The organism is Nannocystis pusilla, assembly GCF_026626665.1.
GTDB classification, from domain to species: Bacteria; Myxococcota_A; Polyangia; order Nannocystales; family Nannocystaceae; genus Nannocystis; species Nannocystis pusilla.
In genome coordinates this window covers 9,917,254-9,936,143 of sequence record NZ_JAPNKE010000002.1, presented here as the reverse complement: position 1 = coordinate 9,936,143, position 18,890 = coordinate 9,917,254, and the positions used below count along the sequence as shown (strand labels likewise).

Below are 18,890 nucleotides of genomic sequence, written 5' to 3'. Positions count from 1 at the left end.
GAATCGGCATGGCTCGCTCGATGTCGCATCGTGTCCACCTATGGTTCGCGTGGACGCTCGTGGTCGCGTGCACCGACAATGACGGACAGCGTGGGGAGCTCACGGACGGTGGACCACCGCTCGACAGCCCGACCGCGGCGAGCCTGCCGCCGGGCATCTTCCTCAGCGACGGCGAGGCAGGGGGCACCGGCGTAGGCGCCGGCGACAAGCTCGACCTGCCTGCCGGCGACGACAGCAGCAGCGGCGACGACGGCCTCGGCCCGCGCGGCTGCGACAAGGTCGACTTCCTGTTCGTCATCGACAACTCGAACTCGATGGCCGACGAGCAGAGCAGCCTGATCGCCTCGTTCCCCGGCTTCATCGCCGCCATCGAGGACACCCTCGAGGCCGACGACTACCACATCATGGCGATCTCGACCGACGACGGCGACCCCGCCAACGGCGATCAGGACTGCGACTTCCAGGAGTGCATCTGCGCCCCCGCGCCGACCTGCTGCCAGGACGTGTGCGACACGATCTTCAAGGGCACGACCTGCAACGGCACCCCGTGCGACCAGGTCAGCATCGACGCCTGCGAGCTCCAGTACGGCAGCGGCCGTCAGTTCGATCAGTACGGCAAGCGCTGCTCGATCGCCGACGGCCGCCGTTACATGCTGCAGTCGCAGCCCGACATCGTCTCGACCTTCGCCTGCACCGCCGGCATCGGCGCGTTCGGCAGCGGCGACGAGCGGCCGATCCAGGCCGCGCTGGCCGCTCTCGGTTCCGTGCAGAACGGCCCCGGCGGCTGCAACGAGGGCTTCTTGCGCGACGACGCGATCCTCGTGCTCGTCCTCATCACCGACGAAGAGGACGACAACGTCGACGTCGGCGAGGGCTCGCCGGGCGAGCCGGCCGCGTGGTACGAGGCGGTCGTGGCCGCCAAGCACGGCGTCCCGGACGCGACGGTGGTCCTCGGCCTGGTCGGCGACGGCAACCTCCCGGGTAGCCTGTGCCCGCCGGTCTGGGACCCCGACCAGGACGGCGCCGAGCCGTCCCCGCGCCTGCAGGAGTTCGTCCAGATGTTCTCGGGCGGCGTGATCGGCAGCGTCTGCTCCACCGATTACACGCCCTTCTTCCTCGAGGCCGTCAGCGTCATCGACACCGCCTGCGACACCTTCGTCCCGGTCGGCTGAGCCGCGCATCGCCGCGGCTCCTCGCCCGCCCTCGCGCCGCGCGCCCCGCCGGCTCGAGGGCGGACGACGTCTCGCGGGCCGGCTCACCGCGGGCGCGCGCGGCGGCCCCTATGATCATACCGCGCGCCGACGCGGCGATGATGGTCGTCACGCCTCATGGCATTCGCAAAGATCCGCCCCTCCGGCCGAATCGAGCCGCGGAACACCGTTATTGAGGGTACCACCCTGTATGATGATTGTCGCCGCCGGTGACGCCACCCACGCGCCGGTCATCTGTTCGCACGGGCGGGGCTAAATAGTTGGACATGACTCGCACTACGAAGACCGTTCTTGGCGGGTGGCTGATGTGCGCCTCGGCCCTCACCGCCTGCGTCGACAAGGATACGCCAGGGGTGGACTCCGACACCGACACCACGGCGAGCGCCGTCACGGCCACGCCACCGGCGACCGGGGCCGTCGACACCGAAGACGCGCCGCCGGGCACCTCGGCGGACAATCCCGACGACTCGGGTGGCGGCACCGGGGCTGCGAGCGCCGGCAGCTCGGACACCTCGACGCCGCCCGAGACGACCGGGGTCGACGGCACCACCGGGCTGGCCGCGACGGGCTGCCAGAAGGTCGACCTGCTGTTCGTCATCGACAGCGACCTCACCATGAAGTCCGAGCAGGAGGGTCTCATCGCCGCGTTCCCGGCCTTCTACGACGGCATCAAGTCGACCCTCGGCATGCAGGACACGCACGTGATGGCCGTCGGCGCCGACGACGGCAAGGGCCTGTCCAACACCAGCCAGTGCCTGGGCGGCGGCAAGTGCTTCTGCGGCCCGGCCCCGGTGTGCTGCGCCAACACCTGCGAGGGCGGCAACGCCGAGACCTGCAACGGCGTCGCTTGTGCGGGCCTGCAGATCAGCGAGTGCGCCTCGCAGTACGGCGCCGGTCGCGACTACAGCAACGCGGGCAAGTTCTGCGAGATCGCCGACGGCCGCCGCTACATGCTCGACAGCCAGCCGGACATCCACGCCACCTTCGGCTGCGCGGCCGCGGTCGGCCAGTACGAGGCGCAGACCGACAAGCGGCCGATGTTCGCCGCGACCGAGGCGGTCAGCGCGGCGATGAACGGCGCCGGCGGCTGTGACGAGGGCTTCTTGCGCAGCGACGCCCTCCTGGTCGTGGTGTTCGTGTCCGACAAGGACGACAGCAACGAGAACGGCGGCACCGGCTCGCCGGGCGGCCCGCAGGAGTGGTACGACGCGCTCGTCGCGGCCAAGGGCGGCAGCGCCGATTCGGTCGTGGTGCTCGGCCTGGTCGGCGACGGCAACATGACCGGTGGCGGCTGCGCGCCCGGCATGACCCCGGACATGGAAACCCTCGCCGGCGGTCCGGCCCCGCGCCTGCAGGAGTTCGTCAGCAAGTTCTCCCACGGCGCGATCGGCAGCATCTGCGCCGCCGACTACGCGCCGTTCTTCACCAACGGCATCACCGTAGTCGAGCAGGCCTGCGACGCCTTCACCCCCGGCTGAAGCGCTCGGCCCATGAAGGGCCGCGAGACCCCGACGCGGGCTGCCGTCACTGCCCGGCGGCCCGCGGCGCCTGCAGCGGCTCGATCGCCCGCCGCGTCACCGCGCGCAGCGTGTCGAACACACCCTCGCCACGGATGGCCACGGCCTCGAACTCCGGCCACCCCGCGGGGTTGAGCGCCGACCGCAGCTCCGCCAGCGGGAGCGCGGCCGGCGTGTCGCGCTTGTTGTACTGCATGACGTACGCGTCGCCGAGCTCGAGCCGGTTCTCGGCGACGTCGTGGTGCAGGTTGTCGAGGCTCTCGCAGTTGGCGTCCATGCGGTCCGCCTGCGAGTCGGCGACGAACACCACCCCGTCGGCCGAGCGCATCACCAGCTTGCGCGTGGCCGCGTAGTGGACCTGCCCCGGCACCGTGTACAGGTGGACGCGCAGGCGAAACCCTCCGATCGTCCCGAGCGTCAGCGGTATGAAGTCGAAGAACAGGGTCCGCTCGCTGTCGGTGTTGAGCTGCAGCAGCGGCCCGCACCGCGACGGCTCGGTCCTGTGGTGGATCCACCGCGCGTTCTCGGTCTTGCCCGACAGACCTGGCCCGTAATACACGAGCTTCAGGTTGATCTCCTTGGCCGCGTAGTTCACAAACGGCATGATCACCCTCCTCCGGGCCTCCCCGGACGAACTTCAGTTTTCAACGCGACGACGACATGTCCCTCGGGCCATATCGACCCGAACACCACGACCGACTAGCAACCTTCGCTCAAGCGACCAGCACGGACAGGCCGACGTCCACCATCTGCCGCAGCGCCGCGCGCCCGCCCCCGCGCGGCTCATGACGCCGAGCCCGTAGAGCGTGTTGACGAGGTGCCGGGCCAGCGCCCGCGGCTCGCTGCCGGCCCGCAGCTCGCCGGCCTCGTGGGCGCGCGCCAGCGCGGCGTGCAGGGCCTCCTCGACGCGCCCGAAGTAGGCCCGCACGACCCCCTGGATCTCCGGATCCGTGTGGCCGACCTCGATCGCAGTGTTCGCCATCAAGCACGAGCCGCGGTCGCGGTCGAGCACGACCTCGGCCAGGAACAGCTCGAAGAACCCGCGGATCGCCACCAGCGCCGTCAGCGGCCGCTCGATCGGCCGGCTCCACCCGGTCCGCGTCAGCGTGTCGAGCATGCCCTCGACCGCGAGCGCCTCGTAGCGGGCCAGCACCTTCAAAAAGAGCGAGCGCTTGTCGCCGAAGGTGTCGTAGAGGCTCTGCCGCGAGATATCCATGTGATCGAGCAGGTCTCGCAGCGAGGTCCCTTCGTAACCGCGGCGCCAGAACAGATCGAGCGCGCGATCGAGCGCCGCTTCGGGTTCGAACTCCTTGATGCGAGGCATCTCGTGTAAGTGCTGGTAGTAGGCCCGCGGGCGGGGCCGTTCTTGAGCGTAGAATTCTGGACCACCCAGTCAAGATAGTGGTACCAGACCGGTCGGTCAAGAAAATTGCCGCGCAGCAGGGCCTGCGCTCGCGCTCACGAGGTGGCCGAAGGCCGATCTCGCGGGGCTGGGCGGAGCCATGTCTGAACGGACATGGCCTGTTCGACATGCTCTTTTCGCCCTGTCCTATCGGACATGTCAAAGCGACGCTGCCGCATCGATCCTTCGCGCTCGACGTTGCCGAGCACGAAGTTCTGTCCGCACACCGCTGCTCAGCGGGCGCCGACCGTCACGCGGCGCGTGTCGCCGGGCGCGTCGGTCACCGCGAACTTGACCGGCAGGAAGCGCCCGACGATCTCCATGTTCGTCAGCGTGTGCTGCGTCAGCGCGTGCGAGCGGAAGCTGCCGCCGCCGGCGAGGGCCAGCGGGATGAGCAGTTGGTCGGCGAGGTGCGGGCCGACGGGCGCGTCGGAGCCGAGGTGTTCGCCGAGCTCCTTGACCACGCGCGCGGCGACCTGCTCGGCGGAGATCCGCTTCTCGCCGAACGCGGAGAACAGCTCGCAGCCGTGTTCGAACTCGACGGACAGCAGCAGCGCGTTGCCGGGCCCGGCGCTCTCGACCTCGATCGCGCGCAGCTCGGAGCGCTCCCACCCGAGCAGGTTCTGCACCGCCCGCAGCTCGCGGTCGGCGATCGACTTCGGCAGGTTGGCGTAGATCGCCCGCGCCTGGCGGCGCACGACCTGGCCGCGCTCGTGCCACTCCAGCGGCTGCAGCGGCTCGCCGCCGGTGACCTTGGCGGTGAAGCGGCCGCCTCCGGCCGGGTAGAAGCCGACGCGCTCGAGGTTCGCCTGCACCTGCGCGCCCATGCGGCGCAGCAGCGGCAGGAACACCTCGGCGATGAACTCGAACGGCGGCGCCATCGGGTTGTGCGTCCCGCCCTCGAAGCTCAGCGTCGACGTGCCCGGCGCGTGCAGCAGCGGCCAGATCACCGTCTGCAGCACCAGCGTCACGCTGCCGGCGCTGCCGACCGAGAACGCGTACTCGCCGTGCTTGACCGGACCTGGCTGAAAGACCAGCTCTTGCGAGCCGAGCGCGTCGCCCTGGACCTTGGCCGCGCCGACGCTGGTGGCCGCGCGCACGGCCGTGAGGTGCTGGCGGAGCAGCCCCGGCTTGTGCCGACGCGCCCGCAGCTTGATCAGGTGGAAGGGCCGCCCCGTGATGAGCGACAGGGCCAGCGAGGTGCGGAGGATCTGGCCGCCGCCCTCGCCCTCCGAGCCGTCGATCACGATCGCGTCCTTCGGCGCCTGCATCCTATCCCTTCACGCAGACGACCTGGCGCAGGGTGTGGACGACCTCGACCAGGTCGCGCTGCGCCTCCATCACCGCGTCGATGTCCTTGTACGCCATCGGCGTCTCGTCGATCACGTCCTCGTCCTTGCGGCACTCGACGCCGGCGGTCGCCTTGCGGTGGTCGGCCACCGTGAACCGCTTGCGCGCCTCGGTCCGCGACATCGCCCGCCCCGCCCCGTGGCTGCACGAGTGGAAGCTCTCGGCGTTGCCCTTCCCGCGGACGATGTACGAGCGGGTCCCCATGCTGCCCGGGATGATCCCCAGGTCGCCCGTGCGGGCCCGCACCGCCCCCTTGCGGGTCACGAGCACGTCCTTGCCGTAGTGGTGCTCGCGCGCGACATAGTTGTGGTGGCAGTTGACCGCCGTCGCCCCGAAGGTGAACGGCGGGATGCCCTTGCAGCCAGCGACCGCCTTGATCGTCGCCTGCATCATCAGCTCGCGGTTGTGCCGCGCGAAGTCCTGGGCCCACTCGACCGCCTCGACGTAGTCGTCGAAGTACTTGGTGCCTTCGGACAGGTACGCCAGGTTCTGATCGGGCAGGTTCACGAACCACCGCTTCATCTCCTCCTTGGCGAGGGCGATGAAGTGCGAGCCGATGCGGTTCCCGACCCCGCGCGAGCCCGAGTGCAGCATGAACCACACCTGGTCGCGCTCGTCGAGGCAGACCTCGATGAAGTGGTTGCCGGTCCCGAGCGTACCCAGGTGGACCGCCGTGTTGCTCTTCTCGATCGCCTTGTGCTTGTCGACGATCGCGTCGAAGCGCGACTCCAGCTGCTTCCACACCGTCGCCACCGGCGCCGGCGGCGAGTGCCACGCGCCCTTGTCGCGGCCGTGGTTGGTGGTGCGGCCGTGCGGCACGGCCTTCTCGATCGCCGAACGGACCTCGCTCAAGTTGTCCGGCAGGTCCGACGCCTTGAGGCTCGTCTCGACCGCCATCATCCCGCAGCCGATGTCGACGCCCACGGCCGCCGGGATCACCGCGCCGACGGTCGGGACCACGCTGCCGACCGTCGCGCCGATGCCGAGGTGGACATCGGGCATCGCCGCCACCCAGCGGTGGATGAACGGCATCTGCGCGATCCGCTCGAGCTGCGCGATCGCGTCCTCTTCGACCTGCACCCCGCGAGTCCAGCGCTTGATCGGGACCCCGCCCTTGGGTTGATGGACCTCGTAGTTTTGCGCGTCACGGTTGGACATCGGCGTTCTCCTGAAGCCCGGTATCGCAGAGAACGTGCCTGGCGGCCGTGACTCAGGGATTAACGAGATATTTTCAAGATCTTACCGAAGGCCACCGAGCCTTGGCCAGCACAATTTTCTATCCGAATCTATAATCTCTGATAGATTGGGCGCCATATGCGGAGGCCCACCGTCGTCCTGGGGATCCTCGGCTCCCAGATGGACATCGGCGGCCGCAACCGCTGGGACCGCTGGCGGCCCACCGTCGACCTCTGCCGGCACGACGACCTCATCGTCGACCGGCTCGAGCTCATCCACGGCAACGCCCACACCGAGCTGGCCGAGGCCGTCACCGCCGACATCGCCCAGGTCTCGCCGGAGACCCGGGTCCGCCTGCACACCCTCGATTTCGCCGATCCCTGGGCCTTCGAGGAGGTTTACGCCGGCCTCCTCGACTTCGTGCGGGCCTACCCGTTCCGCCCGGACGACGAGGACTACCTGGTGCACATCACCACCGGTACGCACGTGCAGCAGATCTGCCTGTTCCTGCTGACCGAGTCGCGCTACCTGCCCGGCCGCTTGCTGCAGACCATCCCCCCGGCGCGCCGCGACCAGGGCGACCCGGGCGGCCACGCGATCATCGACCTCGACCTCGCTCGCTACGCCCCGATCGCCGAGCGCTTCGCCGAGGACGCCCGCGCCGGCGAGTCCTTCCTGAAGGCCGGGATCGCCACCCGCAACGCGGCCTTCAACGAGCTCATCGCCCAGATCGAGCAAGTCGCCGGAGTAACGCGCGCGCCGATCCTGCTGACGGGCCCGACCGGCGCCGGCAAGACCCGCCTGGCCCGCAAGATCTTCGAGCTCAAGCAGCACCGCCACCAGATCCGCGGCACCTTCGTCGAGCTCAACTGCGCCACCTTGCGCGGCGACGCGGCCATGTCGGCGCTGTTCGGCCACGTCCGCGGCGCCTTCACCGGCGCCGTCCGCGACCGCGCCGGCGTGCTGAAGATGGCCGACGGCGGGCTCCTCTTCCTCGACGAGATCGGCGAGCTCGGCCTCGACGAGCAGGCCATGCTGCTGCGCGCGATCGAGGATCGCGTGTTCCTCCCGGTCGGCAGCGACCGCGAGGTCCGCAGCGAGTTCCAGCTGGTCGCCGGCACCAACCGCGACCTGCGGGCCGACGTCGTCGCCGGCCGCTTCCGCGAGGACCTGCTGGCCCGCATCGACCTGTGGTCGTTCCGCCTGCCCGGCCTGCGCGAGCGTCGCGAGGACATCGAGCCCAACCTCGACTACGAGCTCGAGCGCTGGTCGCAGCGACATGGCCGAAAGGCCAGCTTCTACGGCCAGGCGCGGACCGCCTTCTTAAGTTCGCCACCACCGCCGACGCGGTGTGGTCGGGCAACTTCCGCGACCTCGCCGCCGCCATCGAGCGCATGGCCACGCTCGCGCCCGGCGGCCGGATCGCCGTGCGCGAGGTCGAGGCGGAGATCGCCCGCCTGCGCGCCGCGTGGTCGAGCACGCCGGTCAACACCGGCGACGACCTGCTCACGCGCCTGCTCGGCCGCGAACGCCTCGCCGAGGTCGACCCCTTCGACCGCGTCCAGCTGGCCGAGGTCGTACGCGTGTGCGCGGCCGCCCGCAACCTGTCCGACGCCGGCCGCACTCTGTTCGCCGCCTCGCGCCTGCGCAAGCGCTCGAGCAACGACGCCGACCGCCTGAGAAAATACCTGCAGCGCTTCGACCTCGAGTGGGCCGACATTCACCCTGAAGACGCGTAGCCGCGAGCGACGACCCCCCGAGAGAATACCTGCGGCGCTTCGACCTCGAGTGGACATCCTGAGACGCGTAGCCGCGAGCGACCGGACGAGAAGACACCCGCGGCGCTTCGACCTCGAGACCTCCACCCTGACGTTGCGTAGCCGCGAGCAACGCCCGCTCGCAAAGACACCCGCGGCGCTTCGACCTCGAGCGGGCCGACCTCCACTATGGAGACGCCTGGCCGGCCGGGTTGATATCCTCCCCGCATGCCCGGCCCGATCCTCGTCACCGGCGCGACCGGCAACGTCGGCAGCGCCGTCGTCGAGCGACTGCTCGCCCGCGGCGTGGCCTGCAGCATCGGCGTCCGCGATCCCTCGCTCCTCGCACCTCGTCAGGGAGTCACCCCGGTCGTCCTCGACTTCCGCCGGCCCGACACCTTCGCGTCCGCGGTCGCCGGCGCCGGAGGCCTGTTCCTCGTCCGGCCGCCGGCGATCGCCGACGTGCGCCCGACCCTCTGCGCCCTCGTCGACGCCGCTGCTGCCGCCGCCGTACCGCACGTCGTCTTCCTCTCGGTCATCGGCGCCGAGCACAACCGCATCGTCCCGCACCACGCCGTCGAGCGGCACCTCGCCCGCGGACATGTCCCTTGGACCATCTTGCGGCCGGGCTTCTTCGCCCAGAACCTCGGCACCGCCTACCGAGCCGACCTGCGCGAACGCGACGAACTCTACGTGCCCGCCGGTCGGGGTCGCGTGGCCTGGGTCGACACGCGCGACCTCGGCCAGCTCGCCGCCGACATCCTCGTCGAGCCGTCCGAGCACCGCGGCCGCGGTCACACGCTCACCGGCGGCGAGGCGCTCGACTTCACCGAGGTCGCCGAGCTGCTCACCCGCGCGCTCGGGCGACCGATCCGCTACACCCCGGCGAGCGCGTTCGGCTACGCCCGGCGGCTGTCCTCACGCGGCTTGCCTTTGGGACAGGTCATCGTCCAGACGCTGCTCCACCTCGGCCTGCGTCGGGGTCACGCCGCGACGATCGACCCCACCCTCGGCGCTCTCCTCGGCCGGCGCCCGCGGACCCTCACCGACTACGTCGCCGACCATCTCCAGCTGTGGCGCCCGTGAGCCGCGCGCAAACCCGCCCCTGTTCGTCGGTGTAAGCGCCACCGACCGGCCGCGTTCGGGTCGCGCAACCGGACGAACGCCATGCCCCGCTCCACCGTCGTCGCCTCGCTCCTCCTCGCCTCCGTCGCCGCCCTCGCCGCTTGCAGCAAACACCCCGGCGTGGCCCACCTGAACGCCCCCGAGTCGGCCGGCTACACCCCCGCGAGCACGCCCCAATCTCAGCTCTCCGCCACCGCCGACGAGGCCGCGCCGATGGCCCCGGGCGGCGGTGAGGCGAGCGTGAGCGGCAAGCTCGCCGAGCGCGAGCGATCTCGCGGCCTCGGCACTGCCTACGGCGAGCAGCGCTCCAGCTCGGTGCGTGGCACCCGGTTCGAGCGCGCCGACGCCTACAACCCCGATCTGGTGCTCAGCCTGCGCTACAACGACGCCGCGGGGGTGCAGCAGATCGCCCAGCACAAGACGGGCTCGCCCCACCTGTTCCCGGCGATCCAGCAGAGCGACGCCGTGAGCGTCACCCTGCGCGACGAGTACGGCGCGCCGCTGTCGGCTGCGCAGGTCGGCGGTGATGTCTACGCGGTCGGAGAGATCGGCGCGCGCTACACCATCGGCGTCGAGAATCACACTGCCCAGCGCGTCGAGGTCGTCGCCTCGGTCGACGGCCTCGACGTCCTCGACGGCGGAGAGGCGGACTTCCACAAGCGCGGCTACGTCGTCGCCCCGTACACCAGCTTCGCCATCGAGGGCTGGCGGACCTCCGACGACACCGTCGCCGCCTTCCGCTTCAGCGACACCGACAGCGGCTACGCCGCGCAGATGGGCAAGCCGCGCAACATCGGCGTCATCGGCGTCGCCTTCTTCCGCGAGGCCGGCCACGACGACCTGCTGCGCCGCGACACCGCCGACCCGTTCCCCAACCGCTACGCGCCGCCGCCGCCGACCTACCGCGGCTACTGACGTGCGACCTCGACCTGCCGCGAGGACCCGTCGAACTTTCTTCGCGTCGCCTGTAACAGCGACGCCGGACCGGGGACTCGAGCAACGAAGGACGCACGCTTTATGTTGATTCGCTCCCTGCCCCTCGTTCTGCTCACCGCCCTCTCGCTCGGCACCGCCGGCTGTGACATCGATCTGAACGGCTCCGTGTTCGATCGCGACGGCGACGGCGTCGAAGATCCCGAAGACAAGGACGACGACAACGACGGCGTCGACGACGACCAGGACGACGACGACGACGACGACGGCATCGATGACAAGGACGACGACGACGACAAGGACGACGTCGACGACGACGGCATCGACGACGAAGAAGACGAGGACGACGACAACGACGGCACCCCGGACGACGACGACGACGACGCCGAGGACGAGGACGAGTCCCCCGAGGACGAGGGCGACGGCGAGGACGAGGCCCCCGAGGACGAGGGCGACGGCGAGGACGAGTCCCCCGAGGACGAGGGCGACGGCGAGGACGAGGCCCCCGAGGACGAGGGCGACGGCGAGGACGAGGCCCCCGAGGACGAGGGCGACGGCGAGGACGAGCCGCAGCCCGAGGACGAGGGTGACGGCGAGGCCGAGGACACCCTCGATCCTGGACGCCTCCTCGTTTGTTAGCAAGAGCGCCGACCGGTTCGACGAACCGGCCGGCGCTCATTTTTTCAGGAGCGACTCACTCGGCAGCCAGGACCACGCCTGCGCCGACCGTCTTGCCGCCCTCGCGGATGGCGAACTTCATGCCCGGCTCGAACGCCACCGGCTTGCCGAGCTTGAAGCGCACCGTCGCGCGGTCGCCCGGGGTCACCGAGCCGAGCTCGCCGACGTCGAGGATCGCCGTCGAGTCGCACGCGCCGAAGAAGAACTGCGGCGCGTAGCCGGTGCCGAAGCCCGTGTGGCGGCCGCCCTCCTTCTCGGTGAGCGTGAAGATCTCCGCCGTCCCTGCCGAGTGGGGCCGCATCGAGTCGGGCGCGATCACCACTTGCCCGCGCTCGACCTGGTCGCGGTCCACCCCGCGCAGCAGCATGCCGACGTTGAGCCCCGCGCGGGCCTCCGGGATGTTCTTGTGGAACATCTGGATCCCCGTGACCACCGCCTCGAGCGGGCGCCCGTCGACGCGGCCGACCACCTGGATCGTCGCCCCGGTGGTCAGCGTCCCGCGCTCGACGCGGCCGGTCACCACCGTGCCGCGACCGGCGATCGTGCAGACCCCTTCGATCGGCATGAGGAACGGCCCCGCGACGTCGCGCTCGGGCAGGGTCATGCGGTCGAGCTCGGCGAGCAGCGCGAGGATCGACCGCTCGTCCTCGCCCCGCAGCGCCTGCAGGGCCGACCCGCGCACGATCGGGATGCCGTGGTACCCCTGGCGCTCGAGCATCTCGGTGACCTCGAGCTCGACCAGCTCGAGCATCTCGGGGTCGGCGACGTCGACCTTGTTGAGGAACACGACCATCTGCTTCACCCCCACCTGGCGGGCCAGGAGGATGTGCTCGCGGGTCTGCGGCTGCGGCCCCTGGCTGGCGTCCACCAGCAGGATCGCCGCGTCCATCTGCGAGGCCCCCGTGATCATGTTCTTGACGTAGTCGGCGTGCCCGGGGCAGTCGATGTGCGCGTAGTGGCGGCCCTCCGTCTCGTACTCGACGTGTGCGGCGTTGATCGTGATCCCGCGCTCCCGCTCCTCGGGGGCGTTGTCGATGTCCTCGAAGGCGCGCGCCTTCGAGCCGAAGTGCGCGGCGCAGACGCGGGTCAGCGCCGCGGTGAGGGTGGTCTTGCCGTGATCGACGTGGCCGATCGTCCCGCAATTCAGGTGGGGCTTGATGCTCATGACATACTCACATCTTCTCCTGGTCTCCCAGGCACTACGCAATGAGATCCTCGGGGGTCGCACCCGATGGTCTCGTCAGGCCAATGCTTCGCATGTCCCTTCGGACATACGCAGCAATGGCGACAATGCGAGGTCCCGGCGCAGCACCGCCGATCGCCAGCGCGATCGCGGCCTGAGCCGGACCTCGGCGCTCAGGCGCCGAAAGCCTCGCAGACCGGGTCTACCACCCGGTCAAGCGCGTCCTGCAGCTCGCCCGGAGCCGCCGCCTCAGGCGCACAACAAATCCAGGAGCTGCGGCTGCGAGAGCGCGAGCTGCGACTGGAGCATGTTGGTGGCGCGAAGCATGACGGGCAGGGAATAACACGACCCCGCCGCCTCGTCAACTATCATCATTCTCAAATCGGACGACCGCGCCACGCGGCCGCGCGGCGCGATTGTCGACACCGGCGCGCCGGCTGGATCTCGAAGCGCATGCCGCCGCCGAACATCACCCCGCCGCCGAACGTCGGCGCGGCGCCGAAGTTGACGCCGTGCTTGCGCATCTTGGCCATCCCGGGCGACTCGCGGTGGACGAACATCAGCGTGGTGAAGGCGATCGTCGAGGCCAGGGCGACGCCGCCGAGCACGAGCATGCCGGTGGTCGCCTTGGCCATGTTCTCGCCGCGGGTGCACTGGTTGGCGACCGCGGCGTTGGTCACGCCGTCGCCGAGCGGCGCGCGGGCGTTGCGACAGATGTCTTCGCCCTCGCCGTAGCGCACGTCGTCGTCGGTGGTCTTGGTGTCGTACGAGTCCTCGGCGAGCTGCAGCATCTTCTTGAAGACCGGCCCGTTCGGCTTGCGCCACGCCATGAACAGGCCGATGCCCGCGCCGAACGCCAGCACCGCGACCGTCGCCGAGGCCGCCAGGCCGGCCTTCTTCCACTTCGGCTGGTCCTTGTAGCGGCCCCACACCAGCTTCGACTTGCCCGCCTCCGGCTGCGGCTCGGGCTCCGGCTCGGTCTCTGCCGGCACCGGCTCCGCGGTCTTCTCGGCCCCGAGCACGCGGCCGACCAGGTCCTTCGCGGTCGCCTGCACCTGCCCCGCCTCGAGCGCCGACGCCGGGTACTCCGCGGTCACCGACTCCTTCACGCTCGCCCCGCCGACCTCGAGCAGGTTGAGCTGCACCACGTACCCGCCGCCGCTCTTCGCCAGCGACCCGTAGACCATGTTGTCGACGCCGAGCGTGCGCCCGCCCTCGGCCAGGCACTTCGGCGACGGCGGCTCGTCGCAGCCCATCGTCAGCTTCAGCTCCGACAGCGACATGTCGCGCCCGCCGCCGACCCCGCGCGCCGCGAACTCCGACTGCAGCGCCTTCGTCAGCGCCACCGCCTTGGCGGGATCGTCGCCCTCGAGCGTGAGGACCGAGCCCTTGCCCGCCACGGGCGCGGCGGCCGCGGTCGTGGGCAGGCTGAGCGACAGGGCGAGCGCCAGCGACAGGGCGGTCGCAGGCGGGGACAGTCGGCGCGGGCGGGGCGACATCGGGGCCCAAACGTCGCACGGGATGCGCCGCCAGGGAAGAGGCCCGCGTCATCAGGCGGCGGACGGCCGCGGCCGCCGGACCGCGCGCACGGTTTTTCTCACCGACCCGGGCCTTACCGACGCCTTGCCGGTTTTGCCGGCCGCGCCGACGCGGCATCATCGCCGCGCGTGCCGCCCGGGCTCCCCCCACCGCCTGCTCCGCCTCTGCGCCTGCGCCACAGCCTCGCCGCGCGGATCACCGCGCTCGTGGTCCTCGTGGTCATCACCAGCGGCGTCACCTCGCTGCTCATCATCCGCGAGCTGCGCGCCCTCAAGGTCAGCTTCGACCTCCTCACCATCATCTACGTCAAGTTCAACCAGGACCTCACCACCGCCTATCGCCAGTCGGTCCGCATCACCACGCACGCTCGCGAGCGCCGCGGCAGCGAGGTCCAGCGCCTGAGCCCCGGCCTCGAAGGGGTCCTCGCCGAGGCCTTCGAGACGCGCGCCGAGCAGGTCCAGCAGGCCCGCTCGGTGCTCGACAGCGCGATCGCCCACCCCGATCGGCTCGGCGGCGAGGAGGCCGTCCGCACGCTCCGCGAGTTCCGCGAGGTCCTGAGCCGCCTCGAGGACCTGGCCGCCGCCGCCGCCAACCTGAAGCCGGCCGAGGCGCTGGCCGACGTGCGCAGCGAGAACGAGATCAACGAGCTGTTCCGCCGCCTCGACGACCAGGTCTCGCGCGCGATCATCGACCTGCAGATCCAGGTCAGCGAGCGCGAGCGCGAAACCGAGCGGACCATCGCCCTGCTGGCCGCCGCCACCGCCGTCATGGCCCTCTTGGCCGCGCTCGGCGTGATCTGGACGCTGCGGCCGCTGCGGCGCCTGGCCGCCAGCGTGCGCCAGCTCGGCGAGGGCGACTGGGCCCAGCGGGTGGCCGCCCCCGGGGCCCTGCGCGGCGACGAGGTCGGCCGCCTCGCGCTCGAGTTCAACCACATGGCGGAGGCGCTGCAGGAGCGCGAGCGCCGGCTGATCCGCGGCGAGCGCCTCGCGGCCGTGGGCCAGCTCGCGGCCCAGGTGACGCACGAGATCCGCAACCCGCTGTCGAGCGTGGCCCTCAACGTCGAGCTGCTCGACGACGAGATCGCCTCGGCCAGCCCCGAGGCGCAACAACTCCTGCGCAAGATCACCGCGGAGATCGATCGCCTCACCGCGATCACGGAGGACTACCTGGGGCTGGCCCGGCGCAAGCCGCCGGAGCGCGTGCCGACCGACCTCGCGGCCGAGCTCCACAGCTTGGTCGACTTCATGGCCGAGGAGCTCGGCAGCGCCGGCGTCGAGGTCGAGGTCGACGCGCCCGGGCCCGCGTGGGTGCTGGGCGACGCGGGCCAGCTGCGGCAGCTGTTCATGAACCTGCTGCGCAACGCCCGGGAGGCGCTGGTCGGCAGCCGCGGCGGGGCCGCCGACGACGTGAGCGACCTCGGCGATCTCTCCTCGGACCTCGCGCGGACCCCGAAGATCGCCGTGCGCCTGCGCCAGGGCGCGGGCGTGGTGCGCGTCAGCGTCGAGGACAACGGCCCCGGCCTGCCGGTCGAAGACGTCGACAAGGTGTTCGAGGCCTTCTTCACGGCCAAGCCGCAGGGCACCGGGCTCGGGCTGTCGATCGTCCAGCAGTTGGTCCAGGACCACGAAGGCAGCGTCCGCGTGGCTTCGACCGGGCCCGGGGGCACCGCCTTCGAGGTCCAGATCCCGGCTTGCGCTCCTCCGCCCCCCTCCGTATCCTCGGCGGGCGTACCCGTCTAAGGCCGCACACCGCTCATGCCCATCCGCTCGCTCGTCGCCTCCGCCCTGTTCGCCGTGGTCGCCTCGCTCGGCTGCAACTTCATCATGAACCCCGACGGCGACGGCGTGTTCCGCTGCGACAACCCGGACGACTGCGACGTCCCGCTCCAGGACGCGCTGGCCGACAAGCGCACGCAGTCGCGCTGCGCGGCGGCCGGCGGCGGCGGCGGCGGCTTCACCCAGAGCCAGGACAACAAGGTCTGCAGCGTCCTCGACAAGGAGGACGTGAGCTGCAACCCGGCGCCCTACGCCAACGACGACAGCGTCCCGGTGGCCAAGGCCTACAACGACGCGCTCGACGAGGGCGGCGCCTACTCGTGCGCCCAGGAGCTGTACGGCAGCGCCGGCTGCCCGCCCAACGGCAGCACCTGCAACGAGGGCCTCGAGCTCCGCACCTACGAGACCCTGAGCGGCGACGCCGACAACCCGGAGCAGACCGAGGCCCGCGTGTGCGCGCCGAAGGGCGTCGCCGCGGTCGCCGGCAACAGCGCGGTGCGCGGCTTCGACGTGCTCGACCAGCACTGCCGCTCGTACTTCTGCGACGACGCGTTCGTGTGCAACCGCGGCAGCGGCACCAGCAGCGGCTGGCGCTGCGTCCGCTGCGACCCCGACAAGGCCTACGGCAACGGCGGCTGCGGCACCATGTACCTGCAGGGCGCCCCCTCGACGGTCTACACCGCCGACCTCGGCGGCGACGCCTGCGACGACGTGGCCTCGGCCGACAAGACCGAGTTCGGCCCCGTCGTCCCCGCCCCGGTCGTGGGCCCGTAGGCCCGGCCGCTCCGGATACGCCCCTTCGGGCATGTCGGTTCGGGCATGTCCGCCAGGACATGTCGCCACGGGCATGTCGCCACGGACATGTCGCCATGGGCATGTCGCCACGGACATGTCCCTGCGGACACGCTGCTCTCCGCACCGCGCCCTCGGCCCCCCGCGACCCGCTGCTCTTCAGACCGCGCCCTCGGCCCCCTGCGGCCCGGTCTCTGCGGCCCGGTCTCTGCGGCCCGGTCTCTGCGACCCGCTGCGGAGGCACGCCGCGCCTCCTCCTCTCCTCGGGCTCGCCTGCGGAGGCGTCCCCCCTTCGGCTGACGGACCGCCCCCGCCGCCGCGGCCGCTTCCCGGCCCTGGCGAGCTCGGCTAGACTCGCGGGCCGATGGCTGGCCCTCCTGGCGCTTCCGGACATGTCCCTTCCGCCAGCCCGTTGCTGCAGCTGCTGCGCGGCGCCGAGGTGTTCGCCCCGGCGCCGCTCGGCGTGTGCGACGTCCTGCTCGCCGCCGGCAAGATCGCCGCGATCGCCCCCGAGCTCCCGGCCCTCCCGCCCGAGCTGTGCCGCGTCCACGACCTCCGCGGCCACCGCCTGATCCCCGGCCTGCTCGACGCCCACGTCCACCTCATCGGCGGCGGCGGCGAGGCCGGCCCGAGCACCCGCGTCCCCCCGGTCACCCTCAGCCAGCTCGCGCGCGCCGGCATCACCACCGTCGTCGGCGTCCTCGGCACCGACGGCACCACCCGCACCGTCGCCGACCTCGTGGCGCGCACGCTCGGCCTGCGCGACGAGGGTCTGTCGGCCTGGTGCTACACCGGCAGCTACGAGCTCCCGGTGCCGACCCTGACCGGCAGCGTGCGCCGCGACCTCGTGTTCGTCGACCCGATCATCGGCGTCGGCGAGCTCGCCCTGTCCGACCACCGCTCCTCGCAGCCGACCCTCGACGAGCTGCTGCGCGTGGCCGCCGATGTCCACGTCGGCGGCATGATGGCGGGCAAGGCCGGCATCGTGCACCTGCACATGGGCGACGGCCTGCGCGGCCTCGACCTCGTGCGTCGGGCCCTCGACGTGAGCGAGCTGCCGCCGCGGGTGTTCCACCCGACCCACGTCAACCGCAACCGCCGGCTGTTCGTCGAGGCCGGCGAGCTGGTGGCGCGCGGCTGCAGCGTCGACGTCACCGCCTTCCCGCCCGAAGATGACCCCGGGGACAGCCTCTACGCCGCCGACGCGATCGACCGCTGGATCGCGCAGGGCCTGCCGGTAAGCCGGCTCACATGTTCTTCCGACGGGGCCGGCTGCATGCCGGTGTTCGACGCTCACGGGCACATCTGCGCCATGGACGTCGGGCGGCCGACCACCCTCAGCGACACCCTGACCGAGCTGCTGGCGCGTGGGCAGGAGCTGGCCACGGTCCTGCCGATCTTCACCACCAACGTCGCCGACCTCCTGCGCCTCGGGCACAAGGGCAGGCTCGCCGCGGGGGCCGACGCGGACCTCGTCGCCCTCGACGACCACGGTCACATCGCCGGCGTGATCGCCCGCGGACGTTGGCTGATCCAGGGCGGCCAAACAGTGGTATGCGGGCCCTTCGAGAGGTCTGCCTCGTGAGCCCAGCACGCATCGAAGAGCACCACAGCCGCGGGTGGATCGTCCCCGTCGGCGGCGCTGAAGAGAAGGAGCAGGACCCGGTCATCCTCCGCCGCTTCGTCGAGGTCAGCGGCGGCGCGGGCGCCCGGATCGCCGTCATTCCCACCGCCTCTCGCCTGCCCGACACGGGCGCGCGCTACGAGAAGATCTTCCGCCAGCTGGGCGCCCACAGCGCTCGCGCCTTGCCGTTCGAGACCCGCGCCGACGCCGAGCGCGAGGACTGGCTCGGTATCCTCGAGCACGCCACCGGCGTCTTCTTCACGGGCGGCAACCAGCTCCAGCTCAGCACGATCCTCGGCGGCACCCCCGTCGCCAAGTCGATCCGCAAGCTCAACGCCCGCGGCGTCACCGTCGGCGGCACGTCCGCTGGCGCCGCGATTCTCTCGGAGCACATGATCGCCTTCGGCCAGGGGGGCGCGACCCCCAAGGCTGGGCTCGCATCGCTGGCGCCGGGCTTCGGCCTGACCAACCGCGTCGTCATCGACCAGCACTTCCGCCAGCGCGACCGGCTGGGCAGACTGCTGTCGGTCCTCGCCTTCAACCCCTTCGCCGTCGGCATCGGCCTCGACGAAGACACCGCCGCCTTCCTCGGCCCGGACGACGTCATGCACGTCGACGGCGCCGGCGCCATCACCCTCGTGGACGTCGCCAACCTCGAGCATTCGTCGATGGCCTTCGCGAAACCCGGCCAGCCCATCTGTTTGACCGGCATCAAGCTGCATATCCTCACCAAGGGCGCGCGCTACAACTTCGTCACCCGCGAGGCCGTCCTGCCGCTGCCGCCGCCCGACGACGACGACTGACCGACCAACCTCCGCCTCGCGGCGC

At 71.2% G+C, this 18,890-nt stretch carries 15 protein-coding genes and 1 pseudogene; 10 read left to right on the top strand and 6 right to left on the bottom strand.

Annotated features, from left to right (window positions below; translation table 11 throughout):
* The first annotated feature begins 8 nt into the window (after positions 1-8).
* Positions 9-1,172 carry a hypothetical protein gene (locus OV079_RS43995; RefSeq protein WP_267775791.1) on the top strand — a complete coding sequence of 388 codons (1,164 nt, stop codon included), beginning with the start codon at positions 9-11 and terminating at the stop codon, positions 1,170-1,172.
* A gap of 305 nt (positions 1,173-1,477) precedes the next feature.
* On the top strand, positions 1,478-2,689 hold the full coding sequence (locus OV079_RS43990; RefSeq protein WP_267775790.1) for a hypothetical protein: 1,212 nt from the start codon (positions 1,478-1,480) through the stop codon (positions 2,687-2,689).
* A 46-nt stretch (positions 2,690-2,735) separates the two neighbouring features.
* Here OV079_RS43990 and OV079_RS43985 read toward each other — a convergent pair whose 3' ends face one another.
* The 4 genes from OV079_RS43985 to OV079_RS43970 all read right to left on the bottom strand — a co-directional run bounded on the left by OV079_RS43985 (position 2,736) and on the right by OV079_RS43970 (position 6,638).
* Positions 2,736-3,332, bottom strand: coding sequence for a GTP-binding protein (locus OV079_RS43985; RefSeq protein WP_267775789.1), 597 nt, complete (start codon positions 3,330-3,332; stop codon positions 2,736-2,738).
* A 33-nt stretch (positions 3,333-3,365) separates the two neighbouring features.
* On the bottom strand, positions 3,366-4,052 hold the full coding sequence (locus tag OV079_RS43980; protein WP_267775788.1) for a TetR/AcrR family transcriptional regulator: 687 nt from the start codon (positions 4,050-4,052) through the stop codon (positions 3,366-3,368).
* A 311-nt stretch (positions 4,053-4,363) separates the two neighbouring features.
* Positions 4,364-5,401, bottom strand: a complete 1,038-nt coding sequence (gene rtcA, locus OV079_RS43975) for an RNA 3'-terminal phosphate cyclase (RefSeq protein ID WP_276602944.1) — start codon at positions 5,399-5,401, stop codon at positions 4,364-4,366.
* Between the two features lies 1 nt (position 5,402).
* Entirely contained in the window at positions 5,403-6,638 is a 1,236-nt protein-coding gene (locus OV079_RS43970) for an RtcB family protein (RefSeq protein WP_267775786.1), read from the bottom strand.
* 156 nt (positions 6,639-6,794) lie between these two features.
* Here OV079_RS43970 and rtcR point away from each other — a divergent pair.
* The 4 genes and pseudogenes from rtcR (at position 6,795) to OV079_RS43950 (ending at position 11,110) form a co-directional block, all read left to right on the top strand.
* Positions 6,795-8,395, top strand: a pseudogene (gene rtcR / locus OV079_RS43965) (RNA repair transcriptional activator RtcR).
* Between the two features lie 246 nt (positions 8,396-8,641).
* Entirely contained in the window at positions 8,642-9,499 is an 858-nt protein-coding gene (locus OV079_RS43960) for an SDR family oxidoreductase (RefSeq protein ID WP_267775785.1), read from the top strand.
* Between the two features lie 81 nt (positions 9,500-9,580).
* Complete coding sequence (locus OV079_RS43955; protein WP_267775783.1) at positions 9,581-10,453, top strand: hypothetical protein; 873 nt, start codon at positions 9,581-9,583, stop codon at positions 10,451-10,453.
* 102 nt (positions 10,454-10,555) lie between these two features.
* Positions 10,556-11,110, top strand: coding sequence for a hypothetical protein (locus OV079_RS43950; protein ID WP_267775782.1), 555 nt, complete (start codon positions 10,556-10,558; stop codon positions 11,108-11,110).
* A gap of 55 nt (positions 11,111-11,165) precedes the next feature.
* Here OV079_RS43950 and tuf read toward each other — a convergent pair whose 3' ends face one another.
* Positions 11,166-12,314 (bottom strand): elongation factor Tu, encoded by a 1,149-nt coding sequence (gene tuf / locus OV079_RS43945; RefSeq protein ID WP_267775781.1) that lies wholly within the window; start codon positions 12,312-12,314, stop codon positions 11,166-11,168.
* 395 nt (positions 12,315-12,709) lie between these two features.
* On the bottom strand, positions 12,710-13,831 hold the full coding sequence (locus OV079_RS43940; protein ID WP_267775780.1) for a hypothetical protein: 1,122 nt from the start codon (positions 13,829-13,831) through the stop codon (positions 12,710-12,712).
* 168 nt (positions 13,832-13,999) lie between these two features.
* Here OV079_RS43940 and OV079_RS56715 point away from each other — a divergent pair, with 168 nt between their 5' ends.
* From OV079_RS56715 to OV079_RS43920, 4 genes are all read left to right on the top strand, one after another.
* Positions 14,000-15,610: a sensor histidine kinase gene (locus OV079_RS56715; RefSeq protein WP_267775779.1), complete on the top strand. Its 1,611-nt coding sequence runs from the start codon at positions 14,000-14,002 to the stop codon at positions 15,608-15,610.
* Positions 15,611-15,625: 15 nt separating this feature from the next.
* Positions 15,626-16,420: a hypothetical protein gene (locus OV079_RS43930; protein WP_267775778.1), complete on the top strand. Its 795-nt coding sequence runs from the start codon at positions 15,626-15,628 to the stop codon at positions 16,418-16,420.
* 382 nt (positions 16,421-16,802) lie between these two features.
* Positions 16,803-18,023 carry a beta-aspartyl-peptidase gene (gene iadA, locus OV079_RS43925; protein ID WP_267775777.1) on the top strand — a complete coding sequence of 407 codons (1,221 nt, stop codon included), beginning with the start codon at positions 16,803-16,805 and terminating at the stop codon, positions 18,021-18,023.
* Positions 18,020-18,865: a cyanophycinase gene (locus tag OV079_RS43920; RefSeq protein ID WP_267775776.1), complete on the top strand. Its 846-nt coding sequence runs from the start codon at positions 18,020-18,022 to the stop codon at positions 18,863-18,865. The genes iadA and OV079_RS43920 overlap by 4 nt, the downstream gene beginning before the upstream one ends.
* The last annotated feature ends 25 nt before the right edge of the window (positions 18,866-18,890 follow it).

Bases quoted from the DNA above. Each gene is read 5' to 3' on its own strand.
- OV079_RS43995 (WP_267775791.1), top strand. From the start codon at position 9: ATGGCTCGCTCGATGTCGCATCGTGTCCACCTATGGTTCGCGTGGACG.
- OV079_RS43990 (WP_267775790.1), top strand. From the start codon at position 1,478: ATGACTCGCACTACGAAGACCGTTCTTGGCGGGTGGCTGATGTGCGCC.
- OV079_RS43985 (WP_267775789.1), bottom strand. From the start codon at position 3,332: ATGCCGTTTGTGAACTACGCGGCCAAGGAGATCAACCTGAAGCTCGTG.
- OV079_RS43980 (WP_267775788.1), bottom strand. From the start codon at position 4,052: ATGCCTCGCATCAAGGAGTTCGAACCCGAAGCGGCGCTCGATCGCGCG.
- rtcA (WP_276602944.1), bottom strand. From the start codon at position 5,401: ATGCAGGCGCCGAAGGACGCGATCGTGATCGACGGCTCGGAGGGCGAG.
- OV079_RS43970 (WP_267775786.1), bottom strand. From the start codon at position 6,638: ATGTCCAACCGTGACGCGCAAAACTACGAGGTCCATCAACCCAAGGGC.
- OV079_RS43960 (WP_267775785.1), top strand. From the start codon at position 8,642: ATGCCCGGCCCGATCCTCGTCACCGGCGCGACCGGCAACGTCGGCAGC.
- OV079_RS43955 (WP_267775783.1), top strand. From the start codon at position 9,581: ATGCCCCGCTCCACCGTCGTCGCCTCGCTCCTCCTCGCCTCCGTCGCC.
- OV079_RS43950 (WP_267775782.1), top strand. From the start codon at position 10,556: ATGTTGATTCGCTCCCTGCCCCTCGTTCTGCTCACCGCCCTCTCGCTC.
- tuf (WP_267775781.1), bottom strand. From the start codon at position 12,314: ATGAGCATCAAGCCCCACCTGAATTGCGGGACGATCGGCCACGTCGAT.
- OV079_RS43940 (WP_267775780.1), bottom strand. From the start codon at position 13,831: ATGTCGCCCCGCCCGCGCCGACTGTCCCCGCCTGCGACCGCCCTGTCG.
- OV079_RS43930 (WP_267775778.1), top strand. From the start codon at position 15,626: ATGCCCATCCGCTCGCTCGTCGCCTCCGCCCTGTTCGCCGTGGTCGCC.
- iadA (WP_267775777.1), top strand. From the start codon at position 16,803: ATGGCTGGCCCTCCTGGCGCTTCCGGACATGTCCCTTCCGCCAGCCCG.